General features: G+C 39.9%; 19 protein-coding genes. 3 read left to right on the top strand and 16 right to left on the bottom strand.

Annotated elements, in window-relative coordinates:
- Positions 1-6: 6 nt before the first annotated feature.
- Positions 7-543 (bottom strand): YaeQ family protein, encoded by a 537-nt coding sequence (locus PS1M3_RS00365; RefSeq protein ID WP_203985673.1) that lies wholly within the window; start codon positions 541-543, stop codon positions 7-9.
- 91 nt (positions 544-634) lie between these two features.
- On the opposite strand from PS1M3_RS00365, the gene ylqF reads away from it, so the two are divergent.
- Positions 635-1,579: a ribosome biogenesis GTPase YlqF gene (gene ylqF, locus PS1M3_RS00370; RefSeq protein WP_006793849.1), complete on the top strand. Its 945-nt coding sequence runs from the start codon at positions 635-637 to the stop codon at positions 1,577-1,579.
- A gap of 375 nt (positions 1,580-1,954) precedes the next feature.
- On the opposite strand, the gene PS1M3_RS00375 is transcribed toward ylqF, so the two are convergent.
- A complete protein-coding gene (locus PS1M3_RS00375) occupies positions 1,955-4,933 on the bottom strand; it encodes a DUF3857 domain-containing transglutaminase family protein (protein ID WP_203985676.1) in 2,979 nt (992 codons plus the stop codon).
- A 503-nt stretch (positions 4,934-5,436) separates the two neighbouring features.
- Between PS1M3_RS00375 and fusA the strand changes: the two genes are divergently transcribed.
- Positions 5,437-7,521: an elongation factor G gene (gene fusA / locus PS1M3_RS00380; RefSeq protein WP_010558083.1), complete on the top strand. Its 2,085-nt coding sequence runs from the start codon at positions 5,437-5,439 to the stop codon at positions 7,519-7,521.
- A 150-nt stretch (positions 7,522-7,671) separates the two neighbouring features.
- Here the strand turns inward: fusA and mdoH are convergent, their stop codons facing one another.
- The 14 genes from mdoH to PS1M3_RS00450 form a co-directional block, all read right to left on the bottom strand.
- Entirely contained in the window at positions 7,672-9,633 is a 1,962-nt protein-coding gene (gene mdoH / locus PS1M3_RS00385; RefSeq protein WP_203985679.1) for a glucans biosynthesis glucosyltransferase MdoH, read from the bottom strand.
- Complete coding sequence (locus PS1M3_RS00390; RefSeq protein ID WP_203985682.1) at positions 9,605-11,224, bottom strand: glucan biosynthesis protein; 1,620 nt, start codon at positions 11,222-11,224, stop codon at positions 9,605-9,607. The genes mdoH and PS1M3_RS00390 overlap by 29 nt, the downstream gene beginning before the upstream one ends.
- Before the next feature lie 253 nt (positions 11,225-11,477).
- On the bottom strand, positions 11,478-14,204 hold the full coding sequence (locus tag PS1M3_RS00395) for an ExeM/NucH family extracellular endonuclease (protein WP_203985685.1): 2,727 nt from the start codon (positions 14,202-14,204) through the stop codon (positions 11,478-11,480).
- Between the two features lie 130 nt (positions 14,205-14,334).
- Entirely contained in the window at positions 14,335-15,345 is a 1,011-nt protein-coding gene (gene hemB, locus PS1M3_RS00400; protein ID WP_203985688.1) for a porphobilinogen synthase, read from the bottom strand.
- Positions 15,346-15,357: 12 nt separating this feature from the next.
- Positions 15,358-17,211 carry a diguanylate cyclase gene (locus PS1M3_RS00405; RefSeq protein WP_203985691.1) on the bottom strand — a complete coding sequence of 618 codons (1,854 nt, stop codon included), beginning with the start codon at positions 17,209-17,211 and terminating at the stop codon, positions 15,358-15,360.
- Positions 17,211-17,996, bottom strand: a complete 786-nt coding sequence (locus PS1M3_RS00410; RefSeq protein WP_203985694.1) for a TatD family hydrolase — start codon at positions 17,994-17,996, stop codon at positions 17,211-17,213. The genes PS1M3_RS00405 and PS1M3_RS00410 overlap by 1 nt, the downstream gene beginning before the upstream one ends.
- Positions 17,996-18,496, bottom strand: coding sequence for a hypothetical protein (locus tag PS1M3_RS00415; RefSeq protein ID WP_008127154.1), 501 nt, complete (start codon positions 18,494-18,496; stop codon positions 17,996-17,998). The genes PS1M3_RS00410 and PS1M3_RS00415 overlap by 1 nt, the downstream gene beginning before the upstream one ends.
- Before the next feature lies 1 nt (position 18,497).
- Positions 18,498-19,238, bottom strand: coding sequence for a twin-arginine translocase subunit TatC (tatC, locus tag PS1M3_RS00420; RefSeq protein ID WP_006793859.1), 741 nt, complete (start codon positions 19,236-19,238; stop codon positions 18,498-18,500).
- A 48-nt stretch (positions 19,239-19,286) separates the two neighbouring features.
- The gene (tatB, locus tag PS1M3_RS00425) at positions 19,287-19,619 is read right to left on the bottom strand and encodes a Sec-independent protein translocase protein TatB (RefSeq protein ID WP_006793860.1); all 333 of its coding nucleotides are present in this window, start codon (positions 19,617-19,619) and stop codon (positions 19,287-19,289) included.
- Between the two features lie 5 nt (positions 19,620-19,624).
- Positions 19,625-19,861, bottom strand: a complete 237-nt coding sequence (tatA, locus tag PS1M3_RS00430; protein WP_008127151.1) for a Sec-independent protein translocase subunit TatA — start codon at positions 19,859-19,861, stop codon at positions 19,625-19,627.
- Positions 19,862-19,949: 88 nt separating this feature from the next.
- The gene (gene ubiB / locus PS1M3_RS00435) at positions 19,950-21,551 is read right to left on the bottom strand and encodes a ubiquinone biosynthesis regulatory protein kinase UbiB (RefSeq protein ID WP_008127149.1); all 1,602 of its coding nucleotides are present in this window, start codon (positions 21,549-21,551) and stop codon (positions 19,950-19,952) included.
- 9 nt (positions 21,552-21,560) lie between these two features.
- Positions 21,561-22,235: an SCP2 domain-containing protein gene (locus PS1M3_RS00440; protein ID WP_039038481.1), complete on the bottom strand. Its 675-nt coding sequence runs from the start codon at positions 22,233-22,235 to the stop codon at positions 21,561-21,563.
- 11 nt (positions 22,236-22,246) lie between these two features.
- On the bottom strand, positions 22,247-23,002 hold the full coding sequence (gene ubiE, locus PS1M3_RS00445) for a bifunctional demethylmenaquinone methyltransferase/2-methoxy-6-polyprenyl-1,4-benzoquinol methylase UbiE (protein WP_006793864.1): 756 nt from the start codon (positions 23,000-23,002) through the stop codon (positions 22,247-22,249).
- 83 nt (positions 23,003-23,085) lie between these two features.
- Positions 23,086-24,072, bottom strand: a complete 987-nt coding sequence (locus PS1M3_RS00450; protein WP_203987236.1) for a GGDEF domain-containing protein — start codon at positions 24,070-24,072, stop codon at positions 23,086-23,088.
- Positions 24,073-24,603: 531 nt separating this feature from the next.
- Here PS1M3_RS00450 and PS1M3_RS00455 point away from each other — a divergent pair.
- On the top strand, positions 24,604-26,385 hold the full coding sequence (locus PS1M3_RS00455) for a DUF885 family protein (RefSeq protein WP_138739884.1): 1,782 nt from the start codon (positions 24,604-24,606) through the stop codon (positions 26,383-26,385).
- The last annotated feature ends 29 nt before the right edge of the window (positions 26,386-26,414 follow it).

Here is a 26,414-nt window from a genome sequence, read left to right on the forward strand (position 1 = left end):
CTGCAATTACATTAATTGCTGTGGTTTTATCTCAATATTTGTATTATCAGTGTTAACCCATACCTCACCATCTTGAATGGTAACTGTAAGCTGTATGTTGCGATCAACTAGGTCTGCAAGTGCCTGTGTTGCTGCATAGTCTAAACTAAAAATACTTAAATTTTTAAATTCGTACAATTTTGGTTGGTGTTTTTGCCACCATATAGCCTGGTTGTTTTCACCGTAGGTATAAAGGATAACTTTTTTAGATTTATTGCAGGCTTTTTTAAGGCGCTTTTCGTCAGGTAAGCCTAGCTCAATCCAAAGCTCTACTTCTTCACTGTAATTAACGTGCCAAAGCTCTGGCTCGTCATCAGCACTTAACCCTTTGGTAAACTCTAAACCATCACAATAGTTAAGTGCAAACGCAAGCAGGCGAATCATTAACCGCTGGTCAGTTTCCGATGGATGCTGAGCCAGAGTTAAATTTGTGTCTTGATAAACATGGCGATCCATATCGCTAAGCGATAATTGTGCCTTCATAATGGTTGATTTAAGAGCCATAACAACTAATCTAAAAATATTTTCGCCAGTATAGCGCAATTAAATGAATTGCCAGTTAAAATAGCGCTTAAATATACGTTAGGAGTTAAAAATGGCTATCCAGTGGTTCCCTGGGCACATGAATAAAGCCCGAAATGAAATTAAAGAAATAATGCCACAAATGGATGTGATCATTGAAGTGCTTGACGCACGCATTCCTTATAGTAGCGAAAATCCAATGGTGACAACCCTTCGTGAAGGCAAACCGGTCATCAAAATTTTAAATAAGGCTGATTTAGCCGATCCTAAAATGACTCAAGTATGGAGAGACTACTTTGAGCAAGAAAGTGGTGTTAAAGCCATTGCGTTTGGTCATGATAAAGCCGCTGAAGTACACCGTATTAATGAGCTTTGTAAAAAGTTAGTGCCGCATAAAGTGGGTGCCGATAAGCAAATAAAAGCTATGATCATGGGTATTCCAAACGTGGGTAAATCTACATTAATTAATGTATTAGCTGGTCGTATAGTGGCAAAAACGGGTAATGAACCTGCGGTTACCAAGGCGCAGCAGCGCATTAAGCTTGAAGACGGCATTATGCTATACGATACGCCAGGGATGCTTTGGCCAAAAGTAGAGAACGAAAATTCAGGTTATCGTTTAGGTGCAACGGGTGCAATACGCGACACTGCACTTGAGTACGAAGAAGTTGCTAGTTACACCGCTGAATACCTATTACATGCTTACCCTGAACTACTAAAAGCGCGCTATAAGTTAAACGAATTGCCAGAAAGCGATTGGGAATTTGTGGAAATGGCGGGTAAAAAGCGTGGTTGTATTCGTGGTGGTAATCAAATAGACACGTATAAAATGTCTGAAATACTCATTAACGAACTTCGAGATGGCATTATTGGTCGCATTACCATGGAAACACCAGCCATGCGTGAAGAAGAAGAAATAATGGTTGCCGGATTACGCGCCGCTGCAGAAGCTAAAAAAGCTGCTAAAGAAGAAGAGAAAAAACAGCGCCGTGCACGCGCACGAAAAAACCGCCGTTAAATTGTGAGCTTATGTGAGTATGTTGCTCACTAAACTTCAGACATAAAAAAAGCCCGTAAGGGCTTTTTTAGTTTCATATCTACCGTCACCGATATGAGCAATGTAGCAAGTAAAATAGTAGGGCGGTTACTTATCATCAACATCAAGGGGCGTTGCGGTTAATAACAAGTAACCATAGCTGTTAACGTGCGCCACACGTTGTTTCAGGGTCGAGAAACAAGTTATTCATTCCGTTACAAAGCTGTATGTTCTGCCTTGTTGATAGTGATTATCAATTAGATCTAAGTGTCTGTCAACACTCAAATGCAAATAATTATCATTATCTTGATGTGCGTTTTTTATTCTCTTTTAAATCGGTATGTTAGCGTTAAATAACTACTCTTTTTTATTTTCACTTAAGCGTAAATTTATTTTATCAACTAGCACTTCATCGAGCTTATTAAACCTGCTAACAATAAGTAAAAAATCACTTCCATCTGTTTTTATTACTTTAATAGTGGTGTTATCTAGTTCAGTTTTACCGTATGAGGTTTCTATTTTATCAATGTCATTAAAGTGACTAAGGTCTGACTCAAGCTTTCCAGCATCGTTTTTATAGTAGCTAAAAATATAATTATCAGTTATTCCGTTTCCATCGTCTCGATAGTCAAACATGGCATCACTATAAAAATAGAGAACGTCTTCATTTTCTGGTGTTAGGCGGTTACGTTTTAAAAAGTGAGTTTGATAAGCCCATAACTTTTCGCCTTTTATTATAGCGCTACCAGGTAAAATATTAGCTTCTTGAAGTACACCGAAGAGTAATATTGGCGAAAGCGCCAGAGACATAAAGCACTGTCTGACTCGCCAGTAAGAGTTGTAATGCAAAGCTTTTTGGTTGGTGTTTGCGTGCTCTATGTAACTCACTAATGGAAGCCATAGGAAAGGCATAACCAGCAATGCGATAGTGGCGTATTCTTCCATGCGGTAAACCAATGTGGTTGCAAGTACTAATAAAAATAAAACAGCAGCCCCCCAGCTTGGGATTATTTTACTTTTACTTGATTGCAATTCACTGTGTTGCTTCAGTACTTGATAAAGGGGGTAATACCATAAAATGGCGAAAATACCGCGGGCAATAGGCATTATATTGGCATTGCTGTGCTGCTTTATAGCTTTAAAGTTACGGTAGCACCAATAGTTAATATAAATACCTAAGCTTAAAATGCTGTAAATAATAAACTTGCTAACCGATACAGCGTAAAATGGGTTATTTTCAAAAGTAGGGCGCTTTGCCGACTCGAGTCGCCAGTCTGCAATAAAGAAAATAAATAATAAAAGGTAACCGGCAAGTGCGTATTTAAGCCAGTTACCTCCAAGGTTATCGAGTATGTCGGCCGTTGTTTGAGGCGCCTCGGTTGTGTTTGCGTACTTTAAAATTGAGTAGTGCGTGGCTGAAATAAGTTTGTTTCGTTGCGCTAGGTAGTCGCTGATTTTATCAGCGGGAATATAGTCTTTCTTTGCGTAAAAATGATAGCTTAGCGTTAAAACATTATCATTAAAGCTAACGGATGTTTTTAAATAAAAGTAGTCGTTATCAATCTCGTCTTGGCTATTGTCAAACGCCCAGTTTTTTTCAGTAAAATGAAGTTTTATGCTGGTGTCAATTATATTGGGGTATTCAAAATAAAGTGGGTCTGTGCGATTAGTTTGCTTTGGCTCGTAAACACTGTTTTGTATTTCAGAGGCGTAAAAATCAGCTTCATATCCGTCACTGGTTTTTTCCCAAAATTGGCTAATAAGGTACGACTCGCTAGTGATAAACTGACCTGTTTGTTGGTCTTCACTTACCGCCATGGGTTTATCGATTTTGAGCTCGTCAAAAAAACCTTGGTAGTATTCAAGGTATGATTTTGCAACGCTGTCTAGCCCGTTGCGCGCTAAATTACTTCTGCGATTAATAGCCTGAAACTCGGCATAAGAATATTCGGTAGTAAATAGGACCGGTTCTTTTACTGTTTTAGGAATATAAAATTGATCGTTTACTGTTACCTTTTTATGCACAGGAGTTTGTGCCATAGGCGTTAATGTATTTTCGCCATTTTTTATAATAAGTGCGTATCCGTAATCGGGCTGCGCTAAATAGGGAAGTGTACCTCGTTGATAACTAATGGTTGGATCCAGCCAATAGCGTTTGCCTTTGTACTCAAGAGTTACAATTACGTGGTTAAAAACGCTTGCTGTGGCCGGTAGTTCTATTAAGCGCTTCGTTTCTTCTGTATCTACAAGAGCAGGGTATGCCTCTATTTTCATCGCTTCTAATAATGAAATGAGTAGAGTTGTTTTATCTTTACAGTCACCATAACGTAGAGATAGCGTTTCTGAGGCAGGTGTTGGCTGATGAGAATTGGTGCCCATTTCTAAACCTAAATAGCGTATTTCGTCTTGGCTAAAGCGTAATGCTGCGGCAATCCTATCGGATGTATTGGTATGCTGTGCCTGTATAGATTGCGCTATGGCGTTAATACTACTGGGTGTTTCGATTGCTGACTCATAAAGTGGTAATGCCCAATTAACAACTTCGTCCCAACTATTATATTCAGAGAGATAAACTTGCATGTATGGGTTGTACCAGGTGGGTGTTTCAGAGTCTTGCGTGAGTAAAGGGGCTTCGAACTCTGATATAGAGTAGTCCGTACCGTATTGGTTTTCAGTCTGTTTTGTTTCGGCAGTGCCATTTATGGTTTTTATATTAAGAGGTGTTTTTTTACCCCATAAAACACGCATATACTGTTGCACTACGGGCACTGTCCACCTTAGTGTGCGCCGAGTACTAAATTTATTGGCATAGATAGGATTACTGCCGGTAACACTGTAGCTATAATCGAGCATATCTCCGCTTCGCATATCGTCAACAATGATATTTAAAGAACGCCTTCCGTTATAAATTTTATCAGCTAATTCAGGCTCGCTCTGGATAACAGATAACCTTGCAGTTGAAAGCTTATCTATGTGCTTACCATCTCTAATTATGGAGAGTGTGTGTAATGTTAGGGTCTGATAGCTTGGGTCAAAATCGAGGCTTAACTGGCTTATATAGTCAACGCCACTTTGATTAAGTGCTTGCATTACTAGGCGTGTGTATCGTTGTTGCTTTTGACGTTCAGGAACATAAGTTTGGTTGTCGAGTAATAGGTATAGTGTGCCATCGCGCACTTTTGCCATATCACTTTTTTGGGGCTGTTTTACGTCATGTAGGGTGACCCAATTACCAGGTGCATCTATTTTATATTGCGTAGCATAAGCTGGTGCATTACATAGAAATAAAACACATGTTAGTAGCCAATAAAGAGGGTAAAGAAATGTCCGTTTCATTTTTAATTCTTATTATTTGTTATTAATGCATACCACTTATAGGTTTATATAGTGGCCTATTTTTAATCGATATTATCATACAGATTGAATCGTGAAGAGCTTTAGTAATGCGTTATTTTTAAATACTCGCCTGCTTTAACTTTAATTAAATAAACCTTTCTTCAATGTGTTTATGGGAGAATTTACGACTATTTATTTATACCTTAAAGGGCGCAGCTGCAGTAAAAATTATTAAACATAACAATATGCTCGATATCAATAAGGCCTTTTAAGTTACCGATACAAAATTAAAAAGCATTATTTAAAATGCAGTGTTTATGAAATAAAGCCTAACGTTTTTATTGGTTTATATAATAAACAGCGTGTTGTACCGTTAATATATTCTCTTTGTAAAAAAAATATAGTGAATTGATTGCATTTTAAGCGACTTCTATGGTGATGTTCGCTTTAAGTAATGCTATACTCCCGCCGAATAATTTATCGACTTTATTAAGAGTAAAATAATGGCAGATTTATCGAAGTACAGAAACATTGGTATTTTCGCGCACGTTGATGCGGGTAAAACCACGACTACTGAGCGTATCCTGAAGCTTACAGGTACTATCCACAAAACAGGTGAGGTTCATGATGGTGAATCTACTACCGATTTCATGGATCAAGAAGCTGAGCGCGGTATTACTATCCAGTCTGCGGCAGTAAGCTGTTTCTGGAAAGATCACCGTTTCAACGTTATCGATACTCCTGGACACGTTGACTTCACAGTTGAAGTTTACCGTTCACTTAAAGTATTAGATGGCGGTGTTGGTGTATTCTGTGGTTCTGGTGGTGTTGAGCCACAATCAGAAACTAACTGGCGCTACGCGAACGAATCAGAAGTTGCACGTATTATTTTCGTAAATAAATTAGACCGTATGGGTGCTGATTTTTACCGTGTAACTGAGCAAGTACGTAAAGTACTTGGTGCAGTACCATTAATCATGACTTTACCAATCGGTATTGAAGATGATTTTGTTGGTGTTGTAGACGTATTAGAGAAAAAAGCATACGTTTGGGATGACACTGGTCTTCCTGAAAACTACGAAATCACAGACGTTCCTGCAGACATGGTAGAAAAAACTGAAGAATACCATGAAATGCTTATCGAAACTGCTGTAGAGCAAGACGATGACCTAATGGAAGCGTACATGGAAGGTGAAGTACCTTCTGTTGAAGATATCAAACGTTGTATCCGTAAAGGTACTCGTGACCTTGCGTTCTTCCCAACGTTCTGTGGTTCTGCATTTAAAAACAAAGGTGTTCAACTTGTACTTGACGCTGTTGTTGATTACTTACCTGCTCCTACAGAAGTTGATCCTCAACCTCTTATGGATGAAGAAGGTAATGAAAACGGCGAGTTTGCAATTGTTTCTGCAGACGAACCTTTCAAAGCGCTTGCATTCAAAATCATGGATGACCGCTTTGGTGCATTAACATTCGTACGTATCTACTCTGGTAAGCTTAACAAGGGTGACACTATCCTTAATGCGTTTACTGGTAAAACAGAACGTGTTGGCCGCATGGTAGAAATGCAAGCTGACGAGCGTAAAGAGCTTACTTCAGCGCAAGCGGGCGATATCATCGCTATCGTTGGTATGAAGAACGTGCAAACTGGTCACACTCTTTGTGATCCCAAGCACCCAGTAACACTTGAACCAATGGTATTCCCAACGCCAGTAATCTCGATTGCTGTACAGCCTAAAGATAAAGGCGGTAATGAGAAAATGGGTGTTGCTATCGGTAAAATGGTTGCAGAAGATCCATCTTTCCAAGTTGAGACTGATGAAGATTCAGGCGAAACTATCCTTAAAGGTATGGGTGAGCTTCACTTAGATATCAAAGTAGATATCCTTAAGCGTACTTACGGTGTAGACCTTATTGTTGGTCAACCACAGGTTGCTTACCGTGAAACTATCACTCGTGAAATCGAAGATAGCTACACGCATAAGAAACAATCTGGTGGTTCTGGTCAGTTCGGTAAAATTGATTACCGCATCAAGCCAGGCGAAGTGGGTTCAGGCTTCACGTTCACATCATCAGTTGTTGGTGGTAACGTACCTAAAGAATTCTGGCCTGCAGTTGAGAAAGGCTTTAAATCAATGATGCAAGAGGGTGTGCTAGCTGGCTTCCCTGTACTTGACGTTGAAGTAGAACTTTTCGACGGTGGCTTCCACGCCGTGGATTCATCTGCAATCGCATTCGAAATCGCTGCTAAAGGCGCTTTCCGTCAATCGATCCCTAAAGCGGGCGCACAACTTCTTGAGCCAATCATGAAAGTTGACGTGTTCACTCCAGAAGATCACGTTGGTGACGTAATCGGTGACCTTAACCGTCGTCGTGGTATGCTAAGCGACCAAGAAGCTGGTTTAACTGGCGTTCGCATTAAAGCTGACGTTCCGTTATCAGAAATGTTTGGTTACATCGGTTCACTACGTACAATGACATCAGGTCGTGGTCAGTTCTCTATGGAGTTCTCACACTACGCACCTTGTCCAGCTAACGTATCTGAAACGGTAATCGCTGCAGAAAAAGAGAAAAAAGCTGCTAAGTAATTAGCCTTTTAAACTCTAAAAAAACCCGCACATGTTGCGGGTTTTTTATTGGTTAAAATTTTTTCTAGCTTCTGTGAAATCTATAGTTAGCATATATTTTAAGCATAAAAAAAGGAGCGCTAAGCGCTCCTTTTTAGTGTGATGGTACGGTTAATTAAACCTTCTAATTAACTTTGCTTTGAGGGTTTTGATTTTTAGCTTACGAACACGATGAAAACGTTGTACTGGCATTGTTGTTAATTGCTCTGCTGGTAGTACTGGCAAAGCTTCAGGGTATTGTCCTTTGCTTGGTACTGATACTGTTTGTAAATGTACTTTAAGTGCAGCGAGTGTTTTGCTGTTATCGACTTCACTAGGGCATATAAATATACCTAGTTTTCTGAGCGCTAAGCCAAACTTAATACTACTCGAGTAACGAACAATGGGAGCTGCAAGTATCAGCCCTAATAAAATAGGTGATAACCACCAGAAAAATACAGGGGTAAAGTAATAAGCAACCCCGCCCCAAACAACTGCAACTACGGTTGAAAATAGTGTATAGCCAAAGGCTTCTTTCCACGACACCATGCGGCCTTCTCGCGGTTGAGCATCCCACGTTACTTTTTTACCTAAAAATACACATACTACAAAGTAAGCATGAAAAACCATCATCAGCGGTGCCACAATAACGGCAAACAAAGTTTCAATAATTGAACCAGCTATGAGTTTAATTGACCCACCAAAACGCTTATTTCTGTGGACTAGGGTAACAATGACCCCCATTAACTTAGGCATTAATAAAATAATAATGGTTAAATAAAGTAATGAGTCAATTAAATCTGTTTTAGCTATTTGCCATGTAGGAAATAACTGATAAGCACGATTAAAATAGACATCACTGTTTAATGCGCGGGTAACTGCATCAATAGTACTTAATGCGAGCATTGATAGCCAAATAAGCGACGATATATATGCTGTGGCACCCAGTAAAAAATGAAACTTACTCATAAGCTTTAATTTATTTGATGACAATAAACCAAGGTGTTGAATATTGCCTTGTACCCAGCGCCTATCACGAATTGCGTAATCTAATATATTGCTTGGAACTTCTTCATAGCTACCTTCAATTTCAGATAACAACAATACATCCCAATCTGCTGAGTGAAGTAAAGAAGCTTCAACAAAGTCGTGGCTGAGAATTTCACCACCAAAGGGGGCATTCCCTTTTAACGTAGGTAAGCCACAACATTTAATGAAGGCATCGACCCTTATAATTGCGTTATGTCCCCAGTAGTTAGCTTGATCGGTTTGCCAAAAAGCAGAGCCAGTAGCTAGCATGGGGCTGTAGAGTACCGATGCGAATTGTAAAAAGCGACCAAAAAAAGTATCTTGGCGAACCGGAATAGGGATTGTCTGAATAAGACCTGCTTGTGGGTTATTTAGCATGCTAGTTGTTAGCTCAAGCATACACTTGCCAGTCATTATACTGTCTGCATCGAGTACAATCATATGATCGTATTTACTACCCCAGCGTTCACAAAAATCCGTTAGGTTGCCTACTTTGCGGTGTTTATTGTCTTCACGGCGGCGATAAAAAATATGTTTGGCAGTATCTCCTAAGCGCTCGCACATTGCGTGCCATGCATTGAGTTCATTCTCGGCTATCTGCGGGTCTTGTGTATCGCTTAGTAAGTAAAAGTCAAAGTGTTCGAGCTGTCCGGTCTCTTTAAGCGACGCTAGACTTACTTCAAAACCAGCAATTACACGGTGGGTGTCTTCGTTGTAAATAGGCATTACAACCGCTGTTTTTTGCTTAGCAATAGCTTGGGCGTGGATCGCGATTGGTTTTATGCGCTTTAAGGTAAGTGGATCGATACGAAATAGCTGTAATACAAACCCTATTGTGCCACTACAAAATGCCGTTACTATCCATGCAAATGTAATAGAAAATAAGACAAGTAGTGCATACTCAAGCAACGTCATGCCGTTTGAGTTAAGTATGTCGAACATGATTGATATGCCATAGCCTGATATGAATATAGCGGCAATTGCAAAAAGCCATACACGAGCTGTTTTAAATGGCATTGTCGTTCCCTTTTTTTGCTTACTTAATGTCATTTGGATACCAAACATAGCTCCATACCTCACTAATGTCTTTGTCACGTAGTTTTAACGATAAGCGCATATCGACGGGTTTGTCGTCTTGTGGTGCAATTTTAAAAGCAACACGCCAGCCGTACCCTTCAGGCAGCTTTTGAACGGATACATCACTTACTTCACCCGTAGTTAGCTGAATATCTGCATTTAACTTAAGTTGTTCAGAGAGAGCATTTAGAGCAGGGCCTGAAAAATCAACAGTGAATTGACGATGACTTTGTGGTGGCGGGTTATCTTCACCGGGCAATGCCGCGCTGCCGATACGAGTACGAACTACATGTGCTTTTTCATGTTTGTTTAAACTGCTATTAAACGTACTCATTTTGTAGCTAAGTTTTAATGAATCACCTGCTTTGAAGGGGTTTTCTGGTACCCAGTAGCTAACAATGTTGTCGTTTGTTTCGGTATCTGTTGGAATTTCTACTAGCTCAACACGGCCATTGCCCCATTCACCCTGAGGTTCAATCCACAGGCTTGGGCGATCATGGTAATGTGCTTCTATATCAAAATAGTTATTAAAGTCACGGTCGCGTTGCGCAAGCCCAAAACCTTTAGGGTTTTCGTACGCAAATGACGTAACACTCAGTTGCGATGGATTATTCAGTGGGCGCCATACCCACTTGTCATCCTGTGATTGAGTTAACAAACCATCAGAGTCATGCACCTCAGGACGATAATCATCAAAAAATTTTGTGCTATTTTCACCATGATAAAACATGCTTGTTAGTGGTGCGATGCCTAACTTTTTCACGTCTTTACGGGCAAATATTTGCATGTCTATTTTAACGGTTGTGTTGGTAGTAGGGTCAATATTAAATTTATAAGCGCCTGATACTGATGGGCTATCAAGTAATGCAAACAGTACAATGTTAGTCTGTTCTGCTGTCGGTTTTACTAGCCAAAACTCTTTAAACATAGGGAACTCTTCGCCAGATGCTAGCGCTGTATCAATTGCTAATCCGCGAGCTGAAAGGCCATAAACTTGGTTTGGACCTACAACACGAAAATAAGAAGCACCTTGAAACACCATAATCTCATCTTTATAAGTATTAGTATTTAAAGGGTAGTGAAGCCTAAAACCTGCATGGCCAAGCTGTGTATTGGTTGTGCTTTTAGTTAACTCATCTTTTAGCGGTGCAGCCGTTCCATCGTAATTATAAAAGTCAGTATTAAAGGGAAGTCTGCTGTGTTTTGAGTCGCTATCAACAGTATTTATTGTCACCGGTGTTTTGTATAAAAAACCAGGATGAAATAGCTGTAATTCATACAAACCATCATCTTTCCAAACAGCTTGATCTTGCTTAAAACGAATGGAGCGGTAATCTTGATAATTAATGTTATTTAGTGCATCAAGTTCAATATTGTTTGGCGCCTTATAGTCTTCACTGGCTAATTTTTTTGCACGTGCGCTGATAACATCAAATAAACTACTTTGTGAAATAGAGGCTTTGGTGGTACTTGCTAATGCTTGGTTACTAACTGCAAATGTTGAAAGTGCAATAAATAAACCCAAAATCGATTTAGTATGAGACTGCCATCGTGTTGTTAATTTGATAAGTTGCTTCATTTTTTCTTCCTTTATGAAAACGGCTAGGTCACATTTAAAAGTGATTTTTTTACTTAATGGGTAAGCCTAAATTAATCTATGAATTTGATGTTAAGTACTGAAGTTACGAGGTTTGTAAAGTTACATTTAATAAAAAATGAACTACCTAACGCAAAAGATATTAAGGGGGGATAGCTGAAGCTTGTCTGAATTATTTTTACAGAGGAATAAAAAAAGCCGCGAATGCGGCTTTTTATTTCTTACTTTAAGCTAATTATTTCTTTTTAAAGCGACGCACTATAGAAAGTGGTGCTAAAAGAAGAGATAACCAAAGCAATGAGCCAGCATCGTTATCATCATCTGAACGCAAGTTATTTACCTTCACAGCAACTTTTTCAGCTTTTGATACGTTACCAACGCTATCTTCAACTTGTACAGTAAACGTAATGCGGTTTTCAAATTCATAATCAATTTCACCAGCAACAATTAGCTGACCTTGATCATTAATTGACACACTATCGTTTTCAGACACGATAAATTTAACAACAGGTGAATCTTCAGGGTTAGGATCTGAGTAATCAAGCATGCCAATAACAGTACCTACAGCGCTGTTTTCATCAATAGAGAATACTTGATCTGGGGCAACCACAGGAGTCTGTTCTTCTGGTGTAAGCACAACTTCAGATTTGATATCAACAATCACAGGGTCATGATCAGACGCGCGGTATGCACTTTCTGAGTAAAGAGTAGACTGATGCCCTTCGCTCTTAAACTCTACATTGTAATCAAGTACGATAGGCTCATCGGCATTAATGTGCCAATCTTTAGCAGCCACTACTTTACTAAGTAAAGACTCAGTCGCCACAGCATGGTCAAGGCTACCAGCGCGGCCTGAGAAGCTGTAAGAGTAAGCTAATGTATTACCATCAAGCTCAGCAACAACATTTTTGTAGCCTTTTTCGTCAAATTTGCGAATTGGATCTTCCATCGCGTAGGCGTTCATATCACCCACTAAGATAATATCTTCGTCGTCTACACCTGTTGGTTTGCTGTCTAACCAATCAGCAAATGCGCTTGCACCTTCTGTACGGATTTCATTCCAACATGCTTGACCATCGTTTTGATCTTCATTAGCGCCACTTGCACTACCACAACCGCCTTTTGATTTTAAGTGCGCTACAGCAACAGTAAATACTTCTTGCGACTCTAACGATTTAAAGCTTTGTGCGATAGGTGTACGGTTGCTGAAATCAAATGGTGCTGCGGTAGTAATAGCAGCAGACCCTACTTCTTCAACTTTGTTTGCGCGGTAAATAAGTGCTGTTGTAATTGCGTCAGTACCTACTTGGTTAACATTAAAGTCTACAAAAGCATATTCGTTAGCACTGTCAGCATCATTTAGTGCGTTTACTAAACTTGCAATTGCACTAAACTCACCAAAGCCATCGTTTTCAATTTCCATTAAACCAACAACGTCAGCTTGCATTGCGCTAATTGCACTTACTAACTTAGCTTCTTGGCGAACCAACTCTTCAAGTGAGTCAGCACCGCGGCTGGTTGGGAAACCAGCGCCTTGGCCGTCACCGTTGAAGTAGTTTAGAGCGTTAAAGCTTGCAACACGTAAGTCTGCTTCAGGATTTAGTTCCGGTGCGTCTTCACGTGGATTAGTTGCAATAAACTGCGGTGCAACTGTTGGGTGAATACGGTATGTGCTAAAGCTATACGCTAATGCGCCTGTTACGCTGTTCACACTATCGCCTGTACGTAATGTGTTTTCTGCTGATAAACCTGGGGTCGGGTAAGCAGTAGGATCTGAGTTTTGAACAGTTGAACCGTCATCAACTAAGATTTTTTTAGTTAGGTTTTCTACTTCAACAGCGTTAGCTGCATCGCCAGGCATAGCAACTTGTGTGCCTTGGTATAAACGTTCTGTTGCAAGCTCAACTTCACCGTAACGGCCTAAACCAAAGTTATTTGTTACAACTAACTCTTGGTCTAAAGTAACCAGCATGCCTTCAAAGGCTTCTAAATCATCTTGGCTTGCTAAAGGTAAAGAAATTTTAGTGGCGCTTACTGATTGACCCGTTGCACATACCGCAACTTGAACAACATCAGAAATTTGCGTTGAATCGTAGTATTCATCAACTGTACCTTGAACGCGTACGTGATCGCCAACGTTTACATCTGTATCTGCAAAGTAAACAAACACACCTTCAGAAGTTAGTGGGTTTGTATCTTCATCAGCGGCAAGAGAAGTTACAAAGAAACCTTTAAGTTCATCATCGCCTTGGAAGTCGGCAGTAACAATACCTTCTAGTTCTACTAGTGTGTCAACTAGTGGGCTTTCGTTTCCTTCGCCTTGAATAGCACTAATTAGCGTTTTGTCTGCAGCACATACGATTGGATCAATTGGATCTGGTTCAGGCTCTGTTCCGCCACCATTACCCGCATGAGAACCGAGACCGTCAAAGGTATCAATATCAAACTGTTCCCACTCTTCACTTGGTAAAAACTCAGCAGTTGAATCGGTGCGACCTGACGTTATGCTTAGCTTACGGCGTAACGTTTTGTTTTGTGTTTGTGCCGTAGCATCGGACCAAAATGACCCAGGATCAACCCCCACTTGGCCAAAGCTATCAACAATCACGCCGTCTTTAGTTAAAACAAGGGCATCATCACCGTTGTAGTAAGTCACAGTGCTAGTTGTATCTGCAATGTCCAGTATGTCGGCTGTTGCACCCGGATTTGAAATTATGTAGGTAGTATTAGCGGCTAATGTACCTGTTAAATCAATCGAGTTACCAACTGAACTGCTACCATTTGAATAAAGTCCTAAAACATAGCCTTCAAGAGAAATCTCGGTATCAGCATTATTATAAAGTTCAATGGCTTTATTATTACTGCTACCTTCAATATATTCAGAAATGATTAGATCAGCGGACGCTGGTGCACTAAGACCTGCTAGTACAAGCGCCAGTGGCGTTATTTTTGTTTTTAACATTTTTTATTATTCCCGTGTATTTAAATCCCAAAATGGGACACCAGTTTAGAGAATCTAAATGACAAAAATAATACAATTATGTTAATGAATGTAAACGAAAAGGCGGTTTTACCGCCTTTTTATCAATTACTTACTTTTTAGTGAGGTATTGCGCGGCTTGCTTAGCGAAATAGGTTAATATGCCATCAGCCCCTGCGCGCTTAAAAGCGAGTAAAGACTCCATAATTGTGGCTTCTTCGCTCAGCCAACCGTTATCAATCGCTGCTTTGTGCATTGCGTATTCTCCACTAACCTGATATGCGAAAGTAGGTACACCAAATTCGTCTTTAACGCGGCGCACAATATCAAGGTAGGGCATACCGGGTTTAACCATCACCATGTCGGCACCTTCTTGTAAATCAAGCGCGACTTCTCTAATTGCTTCATCTGAGTTGGCAGGATCCATTTGATAGGTTTTCTTATCGGCCCCTTTTAAGTTACCTGCAGAGCCTACAGCATCTCTAAAAGGCCCGTAGTAGCTAGACGCATATTTAGCTGAGTAAGCCATAATACGTGTATGAATATGGCCATCTGCTTCAAGTGCTTCGCGAATAGCGCCAATACGACCATCCATCATGTCAGATGGCGCAACTACATCTGCGCCTGCCTCGGCGTGCGAAAGCGCCTGCTTAACAAGAATTTCAGTGGTTATGTCATTCATTACATAACCTTTATCATCAATAATGCCGTCTTGACCGTGAGTAGTAAATGGGTCAAGGGCTACATCGGTAATAACCCCAAGCTCAGGAAAAGCTTCTTTTAAAGCGCGTACAGTACGTTGTGCTAAGCCATCTTCACTGTAGGCTTCTTCAGCCATCAGGGATTTTTTGTCACCAGGGGTTACCGGAAAAATAGCCACGGCAGGTACACCTAAATCTACAAGCTCTTTCGCTTCTTCAAGCAAAAAATCAATCGATAAACGTTCAATTCCAGGCATTGATTCGATGATTTCTCGGCGATTCTTACCTTCTAGTACAAAAACAGGGTAAATGAGGTCATTTACACTAAGTTGGTTTTCGGCCATTAGACGACGAGAAAAGTCATCGCGGCGCATTCTGCGCATACGAGTATATGGGAAAAGGTCTAGTCCAGATTGGGCCATATTACTATGCTCCTATTGTATAGTTTCAAAATTAACAACTTGGTTACGACCTTGTTGCTTAGCGCTATAAAGTGCTTTATCTGCGCATTCAGTGAATAACTCAGGGGTATTTATATCATCAGCGATAAATGTATATACACCGGCACTAATCGTAAATTTAATCTCAGCACCTGCAACAATGACTGGGTTTTGGTATATATCTAGTCGTATTTGCTCTGCTATATCAAAGGCGCCTTGGTTTGCAGTGTTAGGGAGTAAAATTACAAACTCTTCACCGCCATAGCGAGCGACCTCATCCAGCGGTCGTTTCAAAAAGCGTTTAATAATATCAGCAGTTGCTTTTATCACGTTATCGCCACTTAAGTGCCCGTAGGTATCGTTAATTGTTTTAAAGTGATCGATATCAATCATAATAATACTTAGCGGTGTTTGTTCTCTTCGAGAACGACGAAGTTCCATTACTAGTTTCTTATCAAAAAAGCGGCGATTTTTAGCGCCTGTTAGTGCATCTTCTGTATTGAGCTGTTCAAGCTCTCTGTTTTTTTCTTCAAGTTCTCTAAGTGTTACTTGTAGTTCAAACGTGCGCTCGTCTACTTGTGATTCAAGCTCGTACTGAGCTTCTTCTTGAAGTGCGAGTCGCTCTTTTAACAGTGTATCTTGAGCCGTACTTTCTGCAATCACAGTTTGTTGTTCGATTATCTGCTCATCTCGTTCAGTTATAAATTGCTTCATAACTGCATAACACAAGCAAAATGTACAACTAAAAAATAACACCGATATAATGACCAACCCCATCGTTTCAAAGGTGTACCATCCCATCACGGTTATAATAAAATAAACCGTTACTGCATTAAAAAAGCCTAAAGCTAGTAATAATGCATTTATAGATTTCGAAGGGTGGGAGCGAGTAGATAAGTAGGTTGTTAAACAGTACAGACTTAAAACAAGAGGGGTTAATATTAGGCAATATGCAGTGACCAACCAGTTAGGAAGTAGCCAAATAAATAATAGAGAGACAGCAAGCAATTTTGTTATTAACTTTTGCACACGTATAATTTTTTGAGCGTGAGGCTTGCACATTTGTTGTTGAAGAGGGAAAAACAATAGCGCGATTAAAATAAGTAATATTGGCATTATTACTTGTTGGATTGTGGGAATATTTGGGTGCAAGTAACGAAATCCAAAGCCGCCAAGGTACGCTAAAAAAAGCCCTAGCGTGAAAGTGATCGCTCCCGCTAGTGCAAAATAGCGCTTTCGAGTAAATCCATACAAAAGTATACAGCTTAATGCCAGTGCTGCTAAAAAGCCGACCATTAATCCATAAACTAAGTTAAAACCCTCTTTTTGAGTTAAATAAACATCTTGTTGCCATAAACTGATAGGGATACGTAAACCTGATGGGTTACTAACTTTGAGAATAACCCGAGTGGAGGAGCTTGCTGGAAGCGTTAATTTAGTTAACAAAAACTCACTCTTTATAGTACGTTCGTCAAGTGAGAATGAATCACCTAGCCGCATTTCTGACAGTATTTGTGCATTTCTCAAGTGAAACAGCTGAACTTCATTTAAAAATGGATTGTCTATTAAAATTAATGGACTAAAGCGACTATTTAACGTGTTATTTATTTCAAACGTAACCCAAACAGGGCGGCTTTCTAGGCCAAAATTTAACAGTTTGGTGTTAACCGAATGCCATTGATTAGGCTCAAGTTGTAAAGCTGTTTCTATCGATGAAGGCTCAAAAGAATAAGTGAGATTTGTAACGATATGGGATGAAAAATCTGAATTTATTACTACGGTAGACGCAAAGCTTTTAAAAGTGAAAAGCACTATAAGTAGGCAAATAGCAGCCTTTAAACTGTTCATTAACGGGCTTCTAAACCAAAAACAGTATAAAAGTTATCTGTTGTTTGCTTAGCCACACTCTTGGCATCTATTTGATATAGCTCGGCAAGTGTTTGGCAGACATGCGTTAATAGTGCTGGCTCATTTCTTCGCGACTTAGGCTTTGGTTTAACTGTGCGTGGAATTAAAAAAGGCGCATCAGTTTCTATAAGTAAGCGGTTTAAGGGAATGCTTGGGACTAAAGCTTGCAATGCTTGTCCGCGTCTTTCATCACAAACCCACCCTGTGATACCAATGTATAGCCCTAATGCTAAATAGCTTTTGAGTGCGTTTTCGTCTCCTGTAAAGCAGTGAAGCACACCGCGAACATTGAACTCCGTAAGAATATTGATCATGTCATCACTCGCATCACGCTCATGCAAATAAACCGGTAAATTTAACTTTTCGGCTAGTGCAAGTTGGCGTCTCAATACGCTACGTTGAACATTTCGAGGCGAAAAATCACGGTTATAATCAAGCCCGCATTCACCAATAGCAACAACCTGAGGTTGAGTGGCAAGCAATGTTAATTGGTCTTCTAATGAATCAGTTGCTGTTTTGGCATCATGTGGATGAATACCGGCGGTTGAAAACAAGTGATAGCTTTTAGCAAGTGCTAAAGATTGCTCACTTGATGAGATGTCGCAACCAATAAGCAGCATTTTTTCAACACCCGCGCTTTGAGCGCGGGAGATGACATCTGAATGCTCATCATCAAACTGGTGGTTTGTTAAGTTAACGCCAGCATCAACCAGTGTGTAAGGCATTACTTAGTTCGTTTAACGCGAATAGAACGGTTTTGACCATCTTTACGTAATAAAAATGAGTTAAATACACCGCGGGTAATGGTTACAGTATCAGACTCCTTCAAACGCATGCTATCAGAACCAATTTGGCGCCATTTTTGGTTGTTATCTAAAGTGATGATCAGCTCGCCATAGGGGGCTTTGTCAACAGATGTGACCGCTGCTTTTATTTCACTGTCTTTTTCTGTGTGATTTTCTTTGTGCTCTAGACCGAAGTCTTCTTTTGGCGCTTCAACTGCAACAACAGGGACATTGGTGGCTGTTGTTGGCGCTGTCACTTTTTGGGTTACTGTAGATTGTGTAAGTGGTTTACCCGCCATTGTATTGTCGTAACACAACAGACGGTTAAAGTCATTTTCGATAAAGCTACACGCTTTTAGCGTTTGAGTATTAATGTCTGACTGCGCAGAAAATGCAGGTGCGCTCAATATAACCAGTAGTGAGAGTATTTGTTTTTTCATTTTATTCCTCAACTTCTTCTCGTGGTTTAGCGGTGTAAAATTTCGCTAAAATTAAACCTAATTCAAACAAAAGCAACATCGGAAATGCTAATAATGTCTGCGATAAAACATCGGGCGGCGTTAAAAACATCGCCACAACAAAAACACCCACCACAATATAAGGGCGCTTTTCTTTTAAGCTCGTTGTTGTCGTTGCACCACTCCAGCACAAAAGCATAATAGCAACTGGAATTTCAAATGCGACGCCAAACGCGAAAAACAGCTTTAATACAAACCCTAAATAACTACTTATATCTGGCGCTAGGGTCATCATTTCAGGCCCCGTATTGGTGAAAAAACCTAAAATAATGGGTAGCACTACAAAATAGCAAAATGCGATACCGCCATAAAATAGTAAAATACTGGAAGCAAGAATAGGCATCAGCATTTTCTTTTCATGCTGATATAATCCCGGCGCTATGAACCCCCAAATTTGATGCAATATCCAAGGTATAGACGCAAATAATGCAACAAATAAAGTCAGCTTAAATGGGGCAAAGAAGGGGGCAGTGACATCGGTTGCAATCATGGTTGCAGTGCTTGGCAAATGAGAGACTAACGGCTGTGCAACAAACGCGTATATATCGTTTGCAAAATACACTATTGCAATAAAAATAACTAAAATACTCAACAGTGATTTTATAAGCCTGTCACGCAGCTCTATTAAATGAGCTACAAACCCCGATTTTACTTCCTCAACCATTTTTATTTATACCATTTAGTAAGTTGACCATAGAAAGGTAAATTAAATTCACTTTTTTTCATCAATTTGTTGGTTAGGTTCTGATTCTTGTGGCTGTTTTTTATAGCTGTGAGTCACTGATTCTGCAGCCTGTTTTAGCTCACTTAATGAGCTTTGTAATTCAGGGCTTAAGTCTTGTAGGTTTTGTTGCTCAGCTTTTTTTAGGTTTTCGTGGAGCTCGTGTACGCGCAATTCTTCACTCACTTCAGCTTTAACTGAGTTAGCAAGAGATTTAACAGTTTTGATCCAGCGACTAACCGTTCTTATTGCAACGGGTAAACGTTCAGGCCCTAATACAACAAGCCCTACAATAAAAACAACAACTAGCTCCCACATGCCCATGTTAATTAAGCCTTATCGGTGTCTTTTGTTTTTTCAGTATCAGTCGTCGTTTTTTGTGACGTTTGAATTTGTTCAGGGGAGTCTGTTTCAGTTGGTTTTTCATCCGACATTGCTTTTTTAAACCCCTTAACAGCACCGCCTAAGTCACCCCCCATGCCGCGTAATTTTTTAGTACCAAAAAGAAGTACAATGATTGCCAAAACAATCAATAATTGCCAAATACTAATGCCGCCCAATCCCATGGTTCTCTCCAAATAATAAAATAATAAAATGATTAAATGTATATTTTAAATACTAATTATACGCCCTAAACCGTAAATAGCACTTTGTTTATGTGTGTCGCCATGCCGCAATAAAACACGCGGCGGAACAGGTTGCTGTAACGCCCGCAGCAATTAAATCATGTTGCAAATAACACAGTGCAGACACTACCAAAGTAGCACTCCCCAACAAGCTAAGCACTAACGCTTTATGAGAAGCTGGCTTTACAACTGCGTGGGTGCGCACTGGGCGCTTTAAGTTTTGATAAATCAAGTCAGGTAACTCAGGCATTTTTTCTGCCCAGAATGGTAGGTTTGCATACATTTGTTTTAAGACAGATAACGGCCCTACTTGTTCTTTAACCCACTGCTCTAAGAAGGGTTTAGCCGTTTTCCATAAATCTAGTTGAGGATAAAGCTGTCTTCCCAGCCCTTCAACATAGAGTAATGTTTTTTGAAGTAGTACTAATTGTGGTTGCACCTGCATATTAAATCGACGCGCGGTGTTAAATAAATTTACCAGTACATGCCCAAATGATATTTCAGCAAGTGGCTTATTAAAAATAGGTTCGCAAACAGTGCGAATAGCAAATTCAAACTCTTCGATACTGGTATCTTCAGGAACCCAGCCAGAGTCAACATGCAGTTGGGCTACTTGGCGATAGTCGCGATTAAAAAAGGCGATAAAGTTTTCTGCTAAATAGCGCTTATCTTCTTTGCTTAAGGTACCAACAATACCGCAATCAATACCAATATATTTAGGGTTTTCGGGATGCTCGCGAGATACAAAAATATTACCGGGATGCATGTCTGCATGAAAAAAACTATCTCTGAATACTTGTGTAAAAAACACTTCTACTCCACGTTCTGCAAGCAATTTCATATTTGTATTTTGCGCTATTAACGACTCGGTATCTGACACGGGTATACCGTAAATACGCTCCATCACTAACACGTTGCTTCGGCTGTAATCACTGTAAACAGTAGGGATATAGAGTGCATCTGAATCATCAAAATTACGTTTTAATTGAATGCCATTGGCACCTTCACGCATTAGGTCTAATTCATCAAGCAGTGTTTTTTTATACTCTTTTACTACTTCAACAGGGCGCAAGCGTTTTGATTCGTTATGAACATTAGCAAGCACCTGAGCAAGCTTTTCCATTAATGCTAAGTCTGCATTTATTTGTTCATGGATGTTTGGGCGAATTACTTTAATAACAACATCTTGCTCAATATTATCGTTGTCAACTAGTGTTGCAGTATGCACTTGTGCTATTGATGCAGATGCCAATGGCGTTTGTGAAAATTCACTAAACAGCTCGCTAATGTCATTAATATCGAGTGCATTTTCTATAATTTGTTGCGCCAATTCACCTTCAAAAGGCTGAACTTGGTCTTGCAAAAAGGCAAGCTCTTGCGCGATATCGTGAGGAAGTAGATCGCGACGTGTTGACAGCATTTGGCCAAATTTAATCCATACAGGTCCTAGCTCTTGTAATGCTAAACGTAAGCGCAGTCCTGCAGGTTTTTCTTTATGCTGATTTCGTAGCCAAAATAAACACCCCCTGGCAATTTTTGCAAACCAAGGTGTTTTACTTTTAGGCACTAATTCGTCTAAACCATAGCTAAGTAATGTTTTAGTGATGTAATACAATCGTGAAGAAGACACAAAAAGTCCTTAGCGTGTTTTGGCGCTTAATAAAGTGTTTATACGCTGCTCTATGGCGGCAACTTGGCCTTTTAGCTCTCGGTTTTGTTGTTTAAATTGTGCAAGCTCTAAAGGGTGAATCGTAATAGCTAGCTCGTCTTGAAATAAGCTTGTCAACGTGGTGCTTAGTTGCGCGTTAATTTTGCTACCATGGCGCTTTAGCGACATAAAATGCAAATAAAGTTGTTGAGCTGGCGCATCGCCAATATAGCTTGATAGCTGTTCGGGCCAATCTATGTCTAACCCCGAAAATGCACCGCTATATGCTTGCGCTATATTCAAGTCGCCTTGTAAATCGAGTTTATCTTGACGAATTAGCTGTGTAAGCATGGCTGGGTTTTTAAGAGCAACAAGCGTGTCTATATCGGCGCTGATCATGCAATCGCTATAATCGCTGTTGTCAGCGGCATAAAGGTGTAATTTTTCGTCAGCAAAAACAACGTGTATGGTTTGTTGCCAGTCTCTAACTTCAACAAGTAAACGCTGTTGTTTTACCGTGTTTAGCTTTTGGGCAACGTTAGGGTCGAGTTTAAGTGCTTGATTTAAAATGCGCTCAACAAGCGAAAGTACAAAGTTAGGTAGCATCAAAAAGGTCGATGTATCTGTATTATCACTGTTTTTTTCAGATGCTTGATCAAGCGCCATGACTCTGTGCCTTAATATTTAAAACCACGGTGAAGGGCAACAATTCCGCCTGTTAGGTTTTGATACGTTGTTTGTTCAAACCCAGCTTCATCCATCATAGCTTTAAGCGTATCTTGGTCTGGGTGCATACGAATTGACTCTGCTAAATATTGATAAGATTCACTGTCGTTAGCAACTAGCTTGCCCATTGTTGGCAATAAATTGAACGAGTAAAAATCATACGCTTTGCTAAGTGCTTCGTGTTTTGGCTTAGAAAACTCTAATACTAACAAACGACCACCTGGCTTTAGTATGCGATACATTGAGCGCAGCGCCTTGTCTTTGTCGGTTACATTACGTAAACCGAAGGCGATGGTGATCACATCAAAGCTGTTATCTGGAAATGGCAGCATTTCAGCATTCATTTGTACGTAGTCAATATTGCCTACAAGGCCTAAATTATGAAGCTTTTCACGACCTACTTTGAGCATAGATGAGTTAATATCGCCCAAAACCACTTGGCCAGTTTCACCGACCAGTTGACTAAATTTTGCAGTTAAATCGCCTGTACCACCGGCTAAGTCAAGAACATGATGGCCTTTACGCACGCCTGAACTGGCTATAGTTTGACGTTTCCATAAACGGTGGACACCAAAAGACATTAAATCATTCATTACATCGTACTTAGCCGCAACAGAGTGAAATACATCTGCAACCATTGATGCTTTTTCGTTTTCAGCAACGGTTTTGTAGCCAAAGTGCGTGGTCTTTTCTGGGGTCTCGTTCATGATTAATCTCTATCGTGGCAATAAGCACTAGTGTACTTTATTGTGCACCGAAGGTGCAATTTGAATATGATTTATCAGGTGTTTTATTGGCCGGCGGTAAAACTACTTTGGCCAAGAGAGCGGGCTTTAAATGCCGCATGGGACGCTTTTTTAGCCAGTTGGTTAAAGTCTTCTTTTTGCTGATGCTGAGCGATTCCAAGCGATAAGTTAATGCTGGGCAGTTTTGCGCCACTTTTTGAGCTTACAAAACGCAGTTTTTCTACACCTTTACGAACTTTTTCAGCAATGAGAATCGCTGTTTCAGGGTCAATGTCAGCTAATAAAACAGTGAACTGATCTTTAGCGGTACGCCCCGGTAAACCACTTTGCATTACATACTTTTGAACTTGTTTAGCCACTTTATTTAAAATCACTTCACCAATAATATCGCCAAAGTTATCAACAAAATGCGCTAAATTATCTATTTGAATGGCAATGGCACAAATAGACTTGTCTTGAGTCGCCCATAATTCAGTTTGTTGGGTTAAGTAATGGCGTTTAAATAAGCCAGTTTGACTATCTATAATGTGTTGCTTACGAAGTTGAGAAAGTTGTTTTTGTGTTCTTTCGTGTAGTTTTTTTGCTCTCGTTAGCTCTTGCTTAAACTTTTTATGTTGAGCGAGTAACTCAGCAGTTTGCTTATCAAGTTTGTTAAGTGCTTGGCGGCTTTGTTCTATATTGTTTTCGTCAAGCGAATGAACACATTCACTCACTTGATCTGCAAAGCGACTGATTTGTTTTTCTGTATTTTGCGCATTGTTAGACAATGAAGTAATAACGCCGTCTACGTTTTGAATCATCGACACTTGCGTATTGTGTCCGACATTTAAAAATTCAAAGTAAAGTTGCTCTATTAATACGCCATCAATGTTTTCATCGGTGGAAATAGCGCGATCTAATGCTTTATTTAATTTTAAATTTGCTTGGCTAACGTAGGTGTAAACAACTTGAAAGTTCAGGGGCGTTGGCGGCAATGCATAGCGTTCTAAGAACATACACACTTGAGTCATTTTCTCTTGAGCAATAGCCATGGAATCATGGAACATCATTATTTAATACCAACTAAGTACGCATCAATGCTTAATTTATAATTTCATTCCATGAGTCGATTGTGCGTCCAAGCTTTTTTATTATTTTTTACTACTGTATTCGTTATAACTGCTATTAAAAAGCAAAAATAGGGCCAAGGGAACTTAAATTTTACTTTAGTCGCTTAATAGCTGCTTTTCTCATCAATTAGGCTTGTTTTTAACTCATTTAATAGGATTGATCGTTTAATAAATACTTTTTAAAACTGTACTTTTAGAGTCGATTTTCATTTAAAACTTCATCTTACAGTGGTTGTTTTAGTATTAAGGTAAAGGCACGTTATAAAGTGAGGCTATTGCAAATGCGCCTGATAGCGCAGTGTAATAGCTATATGCTATATCATAGCTTGCCCTTTTATTGAATAAGCTTTAAGCCTGGTAGGGCGTTATGATCAACGATACTTGTCTCATTTACTTGCTATTTACTGAGTCTGCGATAGCTTTGTGAAATTCATTATCTGACTAAATTTTATTATGACGAATAATTTATTACTTAAGCCAATCCGCAATACACTTATCAGCATGACGCTTTTATGTACTTTAAGTGCCTGTCAAACCACAAACTATAACGCCGATAGTCAGTTTACAGCGGTTGCAGATAGCATTGTTGATTACCGACAAAGTTCCAGCCCTTACGGCAACATTGAGGGTGTTAATGGTTATTTGTTAGCGAATCTATCGCCTGAGTTTTTAGAGCAGCAATACAATAAAAAAACTCAGTTCTTGGCTGAGCTAGACGCCTTAGATGCAGCGTCCCTGAGTGATGAAAACCAAATAAACTTCAGTATTATTCGCGCTCAAGTACAAAACAGCGTTGACGAATATGTATTTAATGCTCATTACATGCCGCTAACTTCTGAGTACGGTTTTCATTCTGGCTTATCGTATATTGTAAACAGCAGCCAATATAAAACACTGCAAAATTATCAAACCTATTTAGCACGTTTGGCTCAGGTCCCTCGCTTTTTTGAACAAAATATTTATTGGATGAAAAAAGGTCTTGAAACAGGTTTAACGCAGCCTAAAGCCGTGCTTGAAGGGTACGAAGAATCAATATCAGCCTATATAGTTGAGGATGTTACAACGTCTGAATATTATAAACCTTTTTTAAAAAATAACGCAGGCTTGCCAGAGAGTGAGTTTAAATCACTTCAGCAGCAGGCGCAGTCTGTAATAAAAGATAAAGTAATTGAATCATATAAAAATTATTTAGCTTTTTTTACACAGGAGTATCGCCCCGGTGCGCGCACTTCGATAGGTATTTCAAATACGCCAAACGGCGAATCGTTTTATAAAAATAGAGCTAAATATTACACCACTACCGAGATGACCCCTAAAGAGATACACGAGCTGGGGTTAAAAGAAGTTGCACGCATTCGCGGCGAAATGGAAGCCATTATAAAAGAAGTTGAGTTTGAGGGAACATTTGCAGAGTTCATTCACTTTTTACGAACCGATCCGCAATTTTATGCAACCACACCGGAGGAGCTACTTAAAGAGGCAGCATATATAGCAAAAAAAATGGACGCACAACTGCCTAAGCTGTTTCATACCTTGCCTCGTAAACCGTATGGTGTTGCGCCGGTACCCGCGAGCATAGCGCCCAAATACACAACGGGTCGCTACTCAGGGTCAAATAGAGATGATGAGGCGGGCTATTATTGGGTGAATACGTACGCACTTGATAAACGCCCACTGTATGTATTAGAAGCGCTCACTTTGCACGAAGCGGTACCGGGTCATCATTTACAAATATCATTAAATGCAGAATTAGAAACCTTGCCACGTTATCGTCGAGATGCGTATTTATCGGCATTCGGTGAAGGTTGGGGGCTTTATTCTGAGTACTTAGGCATTGAAGCGGGCTTTTATCAAAGTCCATATAGCCGATTTGGTCGTTTAACTTACGAAATGTGGCGAGCTGCTCGTTTAGTGGTAGACACCGGTATGCACATGTATGGTTGGAGCAGAGAGCGCGCTATGCAGTTTATGAGCGAAAATACAGCGTTGTCGTTACACAATGTGAAAACCGAAACCGATCGCTATATAACTTGGCCTGGCCAAGCACTGTCATACAAAATTGGCGAGCTTACGATTAAACGTTTACGTAAAGAGGCTGAGCAAGCACTTGGGCAAAGCTTCGATATTAGGGAGTTCCACCATCAGGTATTACGCCATGGCTCTGTCCCTTTATCAGTTTTAGAGGCGCAAGTACGTTTATATATTAATGAAGAGTTAGCCAAACAGAAGAGTTAACTTACAGATGGTTAATTCTTGAATGCATA

It is taken from the genome of Pseudoalteromonas sp. PS1M3, from assembly GCF_016865405.1.
GTDB lineage: Bacteria > Pseudomonadota > Gammaproteobacteria > Enterobacterales > Alteromonadaceae > Pseudoalteromonas > Pseudoalteromonas marina.